The sequence below is a fragment of the Sphingobacterium sp. ML3W genome (genome assembly GCF_000747525.1).
Lineage (GTDB): Bacteria > Bacteroidota > Bacteroidia > Sphingobacteriales > Sphingobacteriaceae > Sphingobacterium.
The window spans coordinates 2964202-2978504 of the sequence record NZ_CP009278.1 but is presented as its reverse complement, the minus strand read 5'-3'; the positions used below and the strand labels follow the sequence as shown (position 1 = coordinate 2978504).

Below are 14303 nucleotides of genomic sequence, written 5' to 3'. Positions count from 1 at the left end.
ACTGGCTTAAATGGAGGCTTCGAAAATATTTCTAAGGTGTATATACCATATCGCCATCCTTTAAATCAGATCCAGTAAACCAGATTGGTCTTAGAAAGTCTTCTTTGGTAATAGGGGTAGTCATATAATGACGAATGATTTCGAAAGGGTCTCCATCCAGAAGGTTTACTTGTTTCGTGTCCGAAATTTGGAAATGAATCGTTGAATTTGCCAAGATCGCCTCGTCCTGCTCGGTTAATTCTCTTTTTAAGTATTTTTTATCTATGAGTGTTTTTATAGTTTCATAGTCTGCATCAGATTCAATAAAAATTGATGCAGCCCTGCCAAAGGAGATTCCATCAACATACATGAAGTCCTTAGGATCGAGACCTTTCATAGCAGCATGTGCTTTTGCTTTGGCAAAATCAGGCATACATGATAAACTATAGATAAGATTGGTAAATCTTGCAGCATATAGGGATTTGGAAGTTTTAGCTTTTGGGTTGACTGCGAGCATTATTTCTGCATTGATCTTTTGACCAAAAATTGCCCCTAAGTTTTCATAAGATGCTACTTTTCGGGTATTGGGTAAAGATTCGCTGACTATTACTGATAAGTCATCCCCCTCAATATCTTTAAGTATATATTTTATCATCGCAGATCTGCTCGGAACTATAAGCGTGACATCTGCTGTTTCTAAAATGTCTACAGCAGGGAGGTTTGGAGCTTCAATAAATTCATAATTATCGGCATTGAGCGAATTGATCTTCATAATTGCACCCAGGTATAATTTCTCAATATTTTTATTGGTGAAAATCCTGTCTTTGTCATCGTTGATTTCTTGTGCAATGACGTTTAAACAGGATAGGTGCAATAATATGATTAGTACTTTTAGTTTCATTACTTTATATTTTCGGGTACATAAATAATCTTGATTTTTAACCAGATCGTATTCATTTCGGCTCTACTTTTATCACTCAATATTTCATTTATCGACGATGGATTATAAAGCTGACCCGAGCGTAGTGCATTGGAATTCTCGCTTTTTAATTGACTGTTATAGAGTGCAATATTTAATGAGATCTCATTTTTGTCGTTCTTGGTAGCAAAGTGTTCCCAGTCCTTGTCTTGATCCTGATAAATAAACAAATCTTCTTTTTCCCATTTTATTTTATAAGACTCCTTGTGGCCACCAACTTTGGAAATGAACAATGAATCCTTTTTGAGGGTCATTGCCTGAGGTCTGAAATATTTTGGACGGTTCTTGAATTTTTTTTCTTGATCAGTTGGCTCAAATGAAGATTTCAACTCATTATTTTGATAAAGGCTAAATTCTAATTGGCTCTCCGAGCTGTAAACATATGTCAGATCCTTTATAGGGTCTGGTTGTTTTTCAGGTTTTGGCTCAGGTATTACTTCGGGAGCTGTTTTTGTACAGGATTGGAGTACGATGGCTCCTAGAAAAAGTATAAGAATATATCGAATATTGATAACGGGTATTTTCATTTCATTAAACTTATAAAGTTAAAAGGGCTATTTTTGCTTATCTCATATTTGGTTTTCTTTATAAATATAGTGATTATGAAATAAATTAAAGTCTATTTGCAATAAATATTTAACTTGAAAAATCTATTTTCCCAATTTAATGTGCGAAGATGTCAACCGATTTGTTAGGAAGAATCGTTTTAGATTCTTTAAGTAAATAACCTCCGGCACCGCTTTAAGTGCTATGCCATAACCGCTTCCTTTTACAGAGCTTTAGGGTTTTTAGTAAACAATGCTCTATTATAGTTAACGACATCGGGATGGGATGGAAATGGTGACCTCGCTGAAAGTTCGGCAATAGCTTTATCTCTCAGAATTGGTGCATCTTCTTTCACGCCATCTGCTAATGCTTGTTTTAATTCTGCAGCATTCAATTCTGTACAGTAAGCTGGTGTTCCGGGTTGCTGTCTCCAAGATGCTGAAAGTGTGCCGGAATCAACGGCATCATAACCCGCTTCATGAACTAATGCGGCTATTACTTTTTTTGCTTCCGCATCATCGCCGGCTATAGCCATTGCAATTCTGTCTTCAGCTCCAGCATCTTTCCCACCATTAACAAGTGATTCAGCCAATAAGTTATTAAAAGCTTTGATCACGGGTCTTCCCAGTTGTTCAGATATGCTCGTTGTTTTTTAAATTGTGTGTATACTACCTAAGCTCTCTGCTACTTAATATTAAAAGCAGTTCGCGATGCTGTGTTGTACAGCGCAAAGTTATGCCTATCAATTGTATAGGGCTTTCCTAAAGGAAAGTTGATTTTAAGTTTAAAACTGTTAAAAGCGGTATTTACAGGCCATCCTTTATTTCACTTTCCTTTAGGTAACTACTCGTACGGCCTCAGAGACTTTATCGAATTGGTCGTTCCCATTTTACAAGAACGCGGAATTTTCCATACGGAATATGAGGGAAAAACACTCCGCGGAAATCTCGAGCTTCCAAAACCAGGATTTAGAAATTTTCAATATTCATAACGCTATCAGCTCCTGAACATTGCTACATCGAAACTAGAGTTGAGCGTTCAGGAGTGAAGCATACCGTGATTATTGCTGGAGGTAAACAGCAGTGTACCTGCGATTGGTTTACCAATCATCAAGGAAAACGCGGACTGGAGGAACAAGTCATTGCATGGCAATTGATTTCAACACAGTTGCTTCTGATATTTCCTTAGATCGACAGTGAGTAAGAGGTCTGTGCTTACCTGAAAGTAGCGCGATAGTGCTAAGAGCACATCTAATGGTGGAGCCGTTTTTCCGATCTCATATTTTGCATAAGAATCTCTTGTAACAGCTAGCTTCTCCGCTATTTTACCTTGCGTAAGTCCGGGTATCTGCATCCGGAGATACCTGATGTTATCCGATAAAATCGACAGTGTTGACATTTTGTGAATATTAATCACAGCAAATATAAGGATATATGTGAAAAATATTAGCATTTTTACTAAATAATTTAGTGAAATGAGCAGAGCGATTGTACATATGGATTTGGATACTTTTTTTGTATCCTGTGAGCGACTTGTAAATTCGCAACTTGACGGTATTCCGTTGATTATTGGTGGTGGGGATCGCGGAGTGGTTTCTTCTTGTAGTTATGAGGCAAGAACTTTTGGCGTAAGGGCGGCTATGCCTATGAAAATGGCTCTTCGTCTCTGCCCGCAGGCCAGGGTGGTAAAAGGGGATATGGAATTGTATTCCAAAATGTCTCATACGGTGACAGAAGTGATTGAGGAGTGCGCACCAGTGATGGAGAAGGCTTCTATCGATGAGTTTTATCTTGACCTGACTGGTATGGATAAATTTTTTGGGGCTTATAAGTGGACCAATGAACTGGGAGCCAGAATTGAAAAGGAAACCGGATTGCCCATCAGTTATGCCCTATCGATCAATAAGACGGTCAGTAAAATCGGTACCAGTGAATCCAAGCCTCATGGCCACCGTGAGATACCATCTGGAGGTGTCCATTCTTTTCTTAACCCGCTGTCCATTAAAAAGATGCCCATGGTGGGGAACGCTACTTTTCAGCTGTTGTCCAGGGTAGGGATTCGTACGATAGGTACGCTGTCTGAAATGCCGATGGAGGTATTGCAACAGATGATTGGAAAAAATGGTACCGACCTTTGGAAGAAAGCAAATGGAATTGATGAAGCGCCTGTCATGCCTTACTCGGAAAGAAAGTCGATCTCGAAGGTAAGAACTTTTAGTAGCGATACCATGGATATTAAGATTGTGAAAAGTCTCATCTCCGGTATGGCTGAGCAGTTGGCTTATCAGCTCCGCCAGGAAAAATGGCTGACTGCTACCGTAGTGGTCAAGATTCGTTACGCTAATTTTGATACAGAAACCAAGCAATGCCGGGTCAGTTATACTGCTGCAGATCATACTTTGGCGCGCGTAGCACTAGAACTTTTTGATAAAATCTATACCAGACGGATGCGTCTCCGATTGGTAGGATTGCGGTTTACAGATCTTGTGCATGGCAGTTATCAGATGAATTTATTTGAAGATAATGCGCAGCTTATCAAGCTGTATCAGGCTATGGATGCCATTAAAATGCGCTATGGAAGCGATGCGGTTGGTAGGGCAGTGGGATTTAATTTTTCGACATAAGGGTTTAATTATGTATCTGAATTGTCATTCCTTTCATAGTCTTCGTTATGGTACACTGTCCATTGATGATCTTGTGGCACAAGCCGTTGCTTTGGGCATCAAGGAGCTTGTGCTGACGGATATCAATACCATAACTGGAATCTATGAATTCAAAAAAAAGTGTGAAGAAAAGGGTATAAAACCCATTGTTGGTGTTGAGGTTCGAAAAGGAAGCGCGTTGCTTTATATCGTGATAGCGAAGGAGTTTAAGGGTATAGGGGAGGTGAACCGGGTGTTGACGGCCTATAATTGTGACGATATTGATCTGCCTACTCAGCCCGATTTCACGAATTGTTTTGTCATCTATCCGCTGCACAATATTCCGAAAAACCTGTATGCGCATGAATATATTGGCGTCCGTGAGGATGAGCTGAATAGCTTGTTTCATTCAAGATATAAGGCCTTGATACCAAAGATGGTGATGTTGAATCCGGTGACTTTCACGACCAAAAAAGAATTCAATTTGCACCGGATCTTGCGTGCGATCGATAACAATATGCTGCTGTCGAAATTACCGGAAAGTGAAATATGCAGTAAATCTGAATATTTTAGGTCACAACAATCTTTGTTGGATGCTTACCAGCATTATCCGCAGATAATCGAGAATACCAAAAATGTATTACGCGTGTGCAGTTTTGATTTTGAGTTTGCGACACCGAGAAATAAAATACACTATATGGGGTCTAAGGCTGCTGATATCACTGAATTGACGCGATTGGCATATGCAGGATTGGAAAGGCGTTATGGAAAAGACCATGAACGGGCCATACAGCGTATCGAAAAAGAACTAAAGGTAATCGATGAATTGAATTTTAGTGGTTATTTTCTCATCACCTGGGACATCATCCAGTATAGCAACAGGATGGGGTTTATGCATGTGGGGCGGGGAAGTGGTGCCAATAGTATTGTTGCTTATTGCTTGGGGATTACAGATATCTGCCCCTTGGAATTGGATCTTTACTTTGAACGTTTTCTGAATTTAAATCGGAAAAGTCCACCCGATTTTGATATTGACTGGAGCTGGCAGGAGCGAGACACAATATTGCACTATATCTTTGATCGTTATGGGAAAGATCATGTTGCTTTTTGTGGTACGAACGTCGAATTTAAGTACCGCTCCATCATACGCGAGGTGGGAAAGGTATTTGGTTTACCTAAAGAGGAACTGGATGGATTGACCAATAATCGGGAGCAGGTGTTTAAAGACCAGATTGTACAGAAGGTTCAGGAGTATGGAAAGTTATTGGAAAAATTTCCCAATCAGCGCAGTATGCATTCCTGTGGGATCATCATCTCTGAAGAACCGCTGACCAATTTTACTGCTCTTGAGATGCCTCCCAAAGGTTTTCCGATCGTACAGTGGGATATGTATGTTGCGGAAGATATCGGTTTTGAGAAGTTTGATATTCTGTCGCAGCGCGGGCTTGGTACGATCAATGATACGGTAAAACTACTAGCAGAAAAACGGGGAATACAAGTAGATATTAAGGATACGGCTCTTTCTAAGGATGAGATGCTATGTAATGAATTTTTACATCAGGGGAGAACTATCGGATGTTTTTATATCGAAAGTCCTGCCATGCGTGGTCTACTGCGGCGGTTGAAATGTGATAACTATAAGGTGCTTGTGGCGGCATCATCGATCATACGTCCTGGTGTAGCACAAAGTGGCATGATGCGCGAATACATTTTCAGGCATAATAATCCGGATCAGTTTGAATATTTTCATCCCATCTTTGAAGAGCAGCTTGGTGAAACCTACGGTATCATGGTCTATCAGGAAGATGTGATCAAAATAGCGCTCCATTATGGTGGAGTGTCTGCTGCAGATGGCGATATACTGCGACGGGCGATGAGCGGAAAAGGTAGATCACAGGAAGCGCTTCAAAAGGTGAAGGATGATTTTTTTGAATCTTGCAGGAAACAGGGGCACCCCGAAGATCTGAGTGCAGAAATCTATCGGCAGATTGAATCTTTTGCGGGGTATTCATTTTGTAAAGCGCATTCGGCTTCTTACGCTATTGAAAGCTATCAGAGTTTATATCTTAAAGTCTATTATCCATTAGAATTTATGGTATCTGTCATCAATAATATGGGCGGTTTTTATAGAACAGAGGTGTACATACATGAGGCTCGGATGTGTGGTGCCAAAATCTTGAATCCATGCGTAAATAAGAGCGAGCAACAAACGACGCTCTATGGTGATGAGGTGTATCTGGGATTTATGCATCTGGAGAAAGTGGAAGCGAGGATTGGGCGATTAATTCCTGATGAAAGAAACAGAAATGGCGCATATAAATCGCTGGAGGATTTTATTAAACGTATTCCGATCGGTATCGAAACGTTACAGATCTTGATCTTTATAGGTGCTTTTCGATTTTCGGGTGTACCCAAGAATGAGCTGTTGCTAAAGTCTAGGGTGCTGCTCGGAGATTTTAAACCTGGCCGTAGGGTTGAAACCTTGTTTGAGGAGCCTATAAAAGAGTTTAAATTTCCGGAATTAAAACGAAACTTGTTTGAAGATGCATTTGACGAGATTGAAATCTTAAGTTTCCCGGTTTCCTGTACTCCCTTTGATCTGTTGCAGACCCGGTATAGAGGGTCGGTGATGGCCAATGCGCTTATCAAATATCATAAAAAAGAGGTCAAGATGCTGGCCTATCTCATTTCGCGGAAGCATGTGCCAACAAAACGGGGAATCATGTATTTTGGGACTTGGGTGGATAACAACGGCGATTATTTTGATACGGCTCATTTCCCGGATTGTTTGGAAAGATATCCTTTTCTGGGGGGTGGATGTTATTTATTATTAGGGATAGTAGAGGTGGACTTCCATTTTCCTACCATTACGATAACGAAGATGGCAAAAATGCCCTTTATTCCCGATCCACGTTATTCGCATGATGAAGATAAGAAGTATGAAGCTCAGGAACGTATGAAGGAAGATGTCAGCATGACTTTTAGAGCTCCTTATCCACAAGAACATGAGATTGGGCTGCCTAGGATGAAACCTATGAAATAGGCCGTAAATAAATAGCGGACATTTCATAGGTATAAAAATCTGATGAGTATTATAAAACAAACAACTCATTTTTTATATTTCACTTTCCTTTAGGTAACTACTATCTTTTGGTTAGTAAATTTGCTTTATTTTTGTATGGTGTAAAAATGAGTTGATCGCTACTTTCGAAAATATCGAGTTGAAATAGCGCATTTGATTTATTCGTGTTACCTGTTATTTAATAAAATCAAAATTTCGAAAAAATGAAAAAACATATCGCTCACTCCATTCTAGAATTAGCCATCGTATCCGAAGGCAGTACATTCAGACAAACATTGCACCATTCGCTGGAACTGGCAAAGGTGGCAGAAGCAAATCATTATAAACGCTATTGGTTTGCCGAACATCATAATTCGGTTGCAGTAGGCAGTAGTGCTACTTCGCTATTGATTGGTTACGTAGCCGAAAATACCAGTAAAATAAGAGTAGGGTCGGGTGGAATTATGCTGCCTAATCATGCCCCTATAATCATTGCAGAGCAATTTGGAACTCTTGCTCAACTTTATCCAGACCGAATTGATCTAGGTCTGGGAAGAGCTCCAGGTACAGATACCCTGACGGCTCAAGAAATCCGATCGGACTTCATGAAAGCTGCGCACTCTTTTCCTGCAGAAATTGAGAAGATCGAAAACTACTTTTCAAAATCCAATAGTACAGGTAAAGTAAGAGCACCGATAGCGGAAGATGCGCATGTTCCCATTTACATCTTGGGGTCAAGTCCAGATAGTGCACATTTAGCAGCTCGAAAAGGATTGCCTTATGCATTTGCAAGCCATTTTGCTACCGATCATTTAATGCGGGCATTAAAAATCTATCGGGATGAGTTTCAACCTTCCGAAGTGCTGGAAAAACCCTACACGATCGCGGGTGTCAATGTGATTATTGCGGATACGGATGAGGAAGCACAAAAATTGTTCACATCACTGATCAGAATGTTTTTGGGTGTTTTGACTGGAAATTCTCTACCGTTACATCCACCAACAGAAATGACGGATGATCTGCAAGATATTTTCTATCATCCAAATGTACATCAGATGCTTAAATACTCTTTTGTGGGTACTAAGGAAAGGGTAAAAGAACTGACGAAAGCATTTTTGGAAGAAACGCAAGTGGATGAACTTATTGTGGTATCGACGATGTATGATATTAAGGATAGGATCAAGTCTACAGAAATGTTTGCTGAAGTAATGAAAGAAATTAATGATGACGATAGCGCCAATTCAAATTAACGTTATCTGCTCATCAGTATAGTAAAAATTAAAGTTATGGCACTAAAAAAAGTTCACTTTGACTGTCTAGATACCATAAAACCAGTGCGAGATACGTTGGATGTTATCAATGGGAAATGGAAGATACCAATTATCATATCTGTTGGTGTTGGTAATGACCGCTTCACCGATATCCAGGAGAGTATTCCCGGCATCTCACCAAAAGTTTTAGCGAAAGAATTGAAGGATTTAGAGCAGAATAAATTGCTCAGGAGAGTTATTATTGAGGAATATCCAATAAAGATCTCTTACCAACTGGAGGAATATGCAAACACGTTGACCCCAATCATTTATGCACTTAAAGATTGGGGTGTTAATCATCGGAAAAAGGTGATGGAGTAAGTTTTTCCGATAACAAAAAAACAAGAAAAAATGCTAGGATAATAGGGTCAAAACACGCATGACCTTTTATCCCGGTTTTTAACTGGATTATAAAATTATAGTTTTACATTTGAAACCTGTACTTCAAACATCCGATATGAAATCTTACTTATTTGCTTTGCTCTATTTTTTTACGCTGATCCTTTTTATTCATCCTGTATTTTCTCAGGTTTCTGACAAGGATATCAACAAAGAGCGGAAAAATAAAAGTCTCAAGATCTTAGTGATATCGGATTTAAATGATAGCTATGGATCTACGACTTACAGCAAAGAAGTGTTGGATGTAGTGGGAAGTATATCGACATTAAAGCCAGATCTTATATTGTGTGGGGGTGATATGGTCGCAGGACAAAAAAGAACTTTAACAAGAGAGGCTATTCAGGCGATGTGGAAGGGATTTGATCAGGCTATATTGCAACCGATAAAGGCTTCAGGAGTGCCATTTGGATTTACCATGGGCAATCATGATGCCTCGCCCAGTTTTGTGCTGGATCGCGAGGTTTCGGCTTCATTTTGGCTCAATCATAAAGCTGATGTCAATCTTACGTTCATCGAAAGCAGTCATTTTCCTTATTACTATTCTTATTTGAAAAATAATGTTTTTATTATCTCTTGGGATGCTTCATCATCTCAAATTCCGGAGCAAGTGAAAAGTTGGATGAAAGAACAGTTGGATAGCCCTCTGGCTAAAGAGGCTAGATTTAAAATCGTATTGGGTCACCTGCCTTTATATGCGCTTGTTGAATCTAAAAATAAACCAGGTGAAGTACTGGAGCATGCTGATGAGACCTTGCAGTTTCTGAAAGAAAATGAAGTGGATCTTTATTTATCTGGTCATCAACATGTGTATTACCCTGCTCAAAAAGAATCGGTGATCTTATATCACAGCGGTTGCCTGGGTGGAGGCCCTCGTGCTTTATTGGGGCACAATACGGATCCGTACAAAGCTTATGGTTTTATTGAAATCCCGAAGAAGATAAGAAATAAGAATGCGGTGAAATTAAGCGCAATAAGAGCTGATGATAAGCTTGAAGTTAAACTTCAAGATTTACCTACACAGGTTTCGGGGTTTAATGGAAGTGTGCATAGAATCGATCTGGCGAAGTAGCCCTGATTCATGTTTTTTATATCCTTATTGTTTTAAGGGATTTTTTCGATAAGATGAAGGACTAATGCCTCTGGTGTTCTTATAAAAATGAGAGAAATGGCTTTCATCGTTGAATCCAAATTCGTTAGCAATCTGTCTAAAGGTAAATTGTCCTGACTCCAATCTTTTTTCAATCAATATCACTCTGTATTCATTGATATATTCGCGATAACCCATTTCAAAGTTTCGCTTAAAGTAGTTGCTAAAATAAGTCGTCGCAATATTGAAATGTGATGCGATATATTTAATTTTTAGTTGATTAGGCTGATAGATGTGTTGATGGATATAGGAAATCAAGTGCTCTTTCGCGGGGAATTGGTCTTTTCCGATTAAAGATATACCTCTCATCGATTCCTTGATCATGCCGAAGATGGAAAGAATCTGATGAAAAATAATCGGTGAAGATGCTATTTGTTGCGTGCTGTTGTACAGTAGCATGTTATCTATGGTCTGCCGCAAAATTTTTCGGATATCTGGAGCGAAATTCAATTTTATTTCTTTTAGAATCTTATTGTTCATTATACCCACTGGATCATTCGTCATATAATCCAATAACTTCCAGTGATTTTTACTACTGAAATAATCATCTGTAAATTTGATGGCGATAACTCTAGTCCGTTTTCCTATCTTAAAATTATGTTCGTCTTGTGGTGATATCACAAAAAGATCTCCTGATGTATATGGAAAGCTATTGTGATTAATCTCATGGATACCCGAACCTTTATAGATGTATACGAGCTCATAATAGTTTTGCCCATGGACCGTTAGATGAAAATCCGACTCCTCAAAATCCAGTAATTGCAACGCGTCAAATTGCTTCAGTTTGGTCATATGCTAGCGATGAATTATTGTTTTTATGCGAAACCTTTTGATGCTTATATGTTAATCTGGCTATTCACGAGTAGACTCCAATAGTCGTTATAAGCTCAGTTATATCTTTTTATGACGTAAATATACATATTAATGTTGTTATTATACATGTGGGAAAATTGTGTATCAGGGTAATTTTGCCTGTATAAACAACAATGAACATGGACAATTTTGTCATGATAGCTTTTTGTATAGCTACGGGTATGATCTTCCGTTATGCAAAACTAATTCCTCAAGATGCACACAAGGGAATAAATACTTGGATCCTGTATCTTGCACTACCTGCGGTATCTTTTAAATATATCCCTCATATTGAATGGAGTAATCAGATGTTATTTCCTGCAATTTCCCCTATAATCGTATGGGCAGGAAGTTGGATATTTATGGAACTTTATTGCCGATATAAAAAATACGGACAGCGTACCCGAAGTACATTGGAATTGTCTAGTGCATATAGTAATACCTCTTTTATTGGTTTTCCATTGATTATAGCCTATTTTGGAGAGCAAGATTTGAGTATAGCCATTATTTGTGATCAGGTGATGTTTGTTCTTTTATCTACTATTGGTATCATTGCTGCGATTAAAGGAAATCGTGCCGACACTGCTGGTATTAAGGCTTCTATGTTGGTCAAACGGCTGTTTACTTTCCCTCCTTTTATTGGATGTGCCGGTGCACTTATCCTTTCCAGTTTCATGGATCTTAGTGTAGCGGAACCATTTTTCTCTAAAATGGCAGGAACAGTAGGTCCATTGGCATTGTTCTCGGTAGGTTTACAACTCAAATTTAAAGGATGGAAACAGGAAATCGCTCAACTTTCGATGACTATGTTATATAAATTGATGATCGCACCTCTTTTAGTTTTGCTTGTCGCCGTGCTCATCGGGATAAAAGGTGATATCGCGCGAATCAGTATTTTTGAAGCAGCAATGCCAACATTGATAACCTCCAGTATTATTGCAGAACAGTTTAAACTCAATGCTAGATTGACCAACTTGATTATCGGTATCAGCATTTTGGTGGGGTTTATTACAACTGCATTTTGGAATGTTATCATGGATTATCTGGTGATTTAAGGGCACACGCCGACCTTTATGAAGCATTTGTACTACGACGTATATCTATGATGAAGTTTTCTGGTATTGTTTATTTAGGTATTCTGATGATGATTAAAGTTAAAGCTTTTTTAGGATAACACGCTTTTATTTTTTATGTAATTGTGCCTAAATTGTGCTGACGATTTACATTTATTTTTATAATCTAAAAAACCTTTTCAGTGTTTAGCTGAAAAGGTTTTTTTAGATTAAGTGGGCATGTATTACCTATTCAATATGAGTGTGGTATCGCGAATGAGTTAGGGCATCAATTCATATACGCGTACATAGTCGATTTCAAAAACATTCGGGAATATTTTTTCATCAACCCCGTGTTTACCGCCCCAATTTCCGCCGATGGCTAAATTGAGCAACCAATGGAATTTTTGATCAAATGGCCATTCCGCAAAAGTTTTATGTTCGTTTTCAACAGAAAATATTTCCTGATCATCGATAAATCCCTTGATATATTCTGGAGTCCAATCCACACGATACAGGTGAAAGGCATCGGATACACCTGCTACCTTTTTCGTTGCCGTTTTTTGGGTATTGATGTTATGGTTGTAGGCCTTGGTATGCGTAGAAATATGCAGCACATCTTGGTCATAACCCACGTGTTCCAGTATATCTATTTCACCGGAGTTGGGCCAATCGCCATATTTTGATGCTGTCGGCAACATCCAGATAGCAGGCCAATTGCCGCGACCTTTCGGTAGCTTGGCCCGAGCTTCAAACCTGCCGTATAAAAAGTCTCCTTTATGCTTACTGACCAATCGGGCAGAGGTGTAGGGTTTGCCGCCTTTATTTTCTTTTAAAGCTTTGATCTTTAACACGCCATTACCGACAATCGAATTTTTTAGAGAAGAGGCGACATAATACTGGTCTTCATTATTGCCCCAGCCATCATATTTTGAACCTACATCATACGACCATTTGCTTGTGTCGGGCAAGCCCTTGTAATTAAATTCATCGGCCCAAATGGGGTCGCTCGAAAAACGGTATGCATTTTTTAGGTCTGATGATAGGGGGGCATTCGTTTTGTTGGCCGTTACGTAAAAAGGGATATTGGCTGTAGCCACGTTGTTATGCCCATCCGAAACATAGACGAAAAGGCGATAGGCACCTTCTTCGGTTGGTGCTTTGAATTGTGTGCTTTGTTGGCTTTCATCTGTAATAAGTCCAGGGATTGCTTGAGGTCTTTCTTCGCGGTCACCGCCTTCTTTCAGATCGGTGCTCTCGTGCAAGAGCTCCCAACGTGTGGTGAGTTTGTCGCCTTCTGGATCTTTCACAAACACTTCAATGGGATAGCTTTTTCCGGGTTCGACATAGACAAAATCAGTAGCCTTTTTTCCATCCAATAGCAAGGATTCTAAATGCGGAGAACGGTTTGTAGGCCATTTTTTTGACCACAGGAATTCCATCACATCCACCACTTCATTTTCTTCACCTGCTTCGGTGAATAATCCATACCAGGTAGGGGTACGTTCTTGTTTCTGTCCCCATAGAAAGACATAAGATCCTAAGCAATGATTGTCTTTACCGATGGATGCTTCGTAGCGGCTTTTGTATACGGCTGCTTTTTCACTGCTATTTTCCTCTAGAGAAGCATTCCAAGGTGTTTGTGTCACTTCCCAATGGCCTGTAGGTCCCCACTCGGTAACGATATAGGGTTTGGTCCAACCCACACTTTTAATCTGCTCGGGTACGGATGCTAGGCCTCCATATACCTGAACTGCGATCAGGTCGATAGCGGGGCATTTTTCTTGGATATAGTCAAATTCCTTTTTGTTTACACCGGCCAGCATCGTGGTGACCAGGTGATTGGGGTCCAGTTCGTGGATCATGGCAGCAATAGCATTGACAGCATCCCATACTTTTGGGTTGCTATAATGCAGGTTGAGCTCATTGCCGATGCCCCAGGCTAAAAGTGCGGGGTGGTTGCGGTATTGAAGCACCGTTTTTCGTATTCCTTCCAATTGTTTGGCGACCGATTCGGGATCGTTGTAGTCAAACCCATGCCTTTCTGCGCGCACATCCAATCCTAAGGTAACGGTCAGTCCCATTCGATGGGCATCATCCAATATTTTGCCGGCATCTTTTGGACTCCAAGTGCGTATGGAGTTACCTCCATACGCTTTGAGACGATCCATATAATTGGTGCCACCTGCTCCTTTGATGAAATAGGGCTTACCATCCCGTTTTAGGGTATAACCACCATTTTCTTTAACAATTTCAGTTTTGACCGGTTTGTTTTCCTGCGCTATTGTCAGTTGCAGGTTGAAAAGCAGGATTGCCCATATCGTGATGTGTTTCATA

At 39.7% G+C, this 14303-nt stretch carries 12 protein-coding genes; 6 read left to right on the top strand and 6 right to left on the bottom strand.

The window, feature by feature from the left end; translation table 11 throughout:
• Positions 1-31: 31 nt before the first annotated feature.
• From KO02_RS12755 to KO02_RS22815, 4 genes are all read right to left on the bottom strand, one after another.
• Positions 32-880, bottom strand: a complete 849-nt coding sequence (locus KO02_RS12755) for a hypothetical protein (protein WP_038698853.1) — start codon at positions 878-880, stop codon at positions 32-34.
• On the bottom strand, positions 880-1485 hold the full coding sequence (locus KO02_RS12750; protein ID WP_038698851.1) for a hypothetical protein: 606 nt from the start codon (positions 1483-1485) through the stop codon (positions 880-882). Before KO02_RS12750 ends, KO02_RS12755 begins: the two co-directional genes overlap by 1 nt.
• Positions 1486-1727: 242 nt before the next feature.
• Positions 1728-2120 (bottom strand): NADPH-dependent F420 reductase, encoded by a 393-nt coding sequence (locus KO02_RS12745; RefSeq protein ID WP_051959915.1) that lies wholly within the window; start codon positions 2118-2120, stop codon positions 1728-1730.
• Positions 2121-2662: 542 nt separating this feature from the next.
• Positions 2663-2902 (bottom strand): helix-turn-helix domain-containing protein, encoded by a 240-nt coding sequence (locus tag KO02_RS22815; RefSeq protein WP_200878548.1) that lies wholly within the window; start codon positions 2900-2902, stop codon positions 2663-2665.
• A 76-nt stretch (positions 2903-2978) separates the two neighbouring features.
• On the opposite strand from KO02_RS22815, the gene dinB reads away from it, so the two are divergent.
• The 5 genes from dinB to KO02_RS12715 all read left to right on the top strand — a co-directional run bounded on the left by dinB (position 2979) and on the right by KO02_RS12715 (position 9984).
• Positions 2979-4127, top strand: coding sequence for a DNA polymerase IV (gene dinB / locus KO02_RS12735; protein WP_038698849.1), 1149 nt, complete (start codon positions 2979-2981; stop codon positions 4125-4127).
• Entirely contained in the window at positions 4060-7188 is a 3129-nt protein-coding gene (locus KO02_RS12730; protein ID WP_235212252.1) for a DNA polymerase III subunit alpha, read from the top strand. Before dinB ends, KO02_RS12730 begins: the two co-directional genes overlap by 68 nt.
• Before the next feature lie 242 nt (positions 7189-7430).
• Positions 7431-8456 (top strand): LLM class flavin-dependent oxidoreductase, encoded by a 1026-nt coding sequence (locus KO02_RS12725; protein ID WP_038698846.1) that lies wholly within the window; start codon positions 7431-7433, stop codon positions 8454-8456.
• Between the two features lie 36 nt (positions 8457-8492).
• Positions 8493-8837: a winged helix-turn-helix transcriptional regulator gene (locus KO02_RS12720; protein WP_038698844.1), complete on the top strand. Its 345-nt coding sequence runs from the start codon at positions 8493-8495 to the stop codon at positions 8835-8837.
• A gap of 136 nt (positions 8838-8973) precedes the next feature.
• Positions 8974-9984: a metallophosphoesterase family protein gene (locus KO02_RS12715; protein ID WP_051959913.1), complete on the top strand. Its 1011-nt coding sequence runs from the start codon at positions 8974-8976 to the stop codon at positions 9982-9984.
• A gap of 24 nt (positions 9985-10008) precedes the next feature.
• On the opposite strand, the gene KO02_RS12710 is transcribed toward KO02_RS12715, so the two are convergent.
• On the bottom strand, positions 10009-10854 hold the full coding sequence (locus KO02_RS12710; protein ID WP_038698842.1) for an AraC family transcriptional regulator: 846 nt from the start codon (positions 10852-10854) through the stop codon (positions 10009-10011).
• A 200-nt stretch (positions 10855-11054) separates the two neighbouring features.
• Here KO02_RS12710 and KO02_RS12705 point away from each other — a divergent pair, with 200 nt between their 5' ends.
• On the top strand, positions 11055-11969 hold the full coding sequence (locus KO02_RS12705; protein ID WP_038698840.1) for an AEC family transporter: 915 nt from the start codon (positions 11055-11057) through the stop codon (positions 11967-11969).
• A 278-nt stretch (positions 11970-12247) separates the two neighbouring features.
• Here KO02_RS12705 and KO02_RS23990 read toward each other — a convergent pair whose 3' ends face one another.
• A complete protein-coding gene (locus KO02_RS23990; protein WP_051959912.1) occupies positions 12248-14302 on the bottom strand; it encodes a glycoside hydrolase family 16 protein in 2055 nt (684 codons plus the stop codon).
• Between the last annotated feature and the right edge of the window lies 1 nt (position 14303).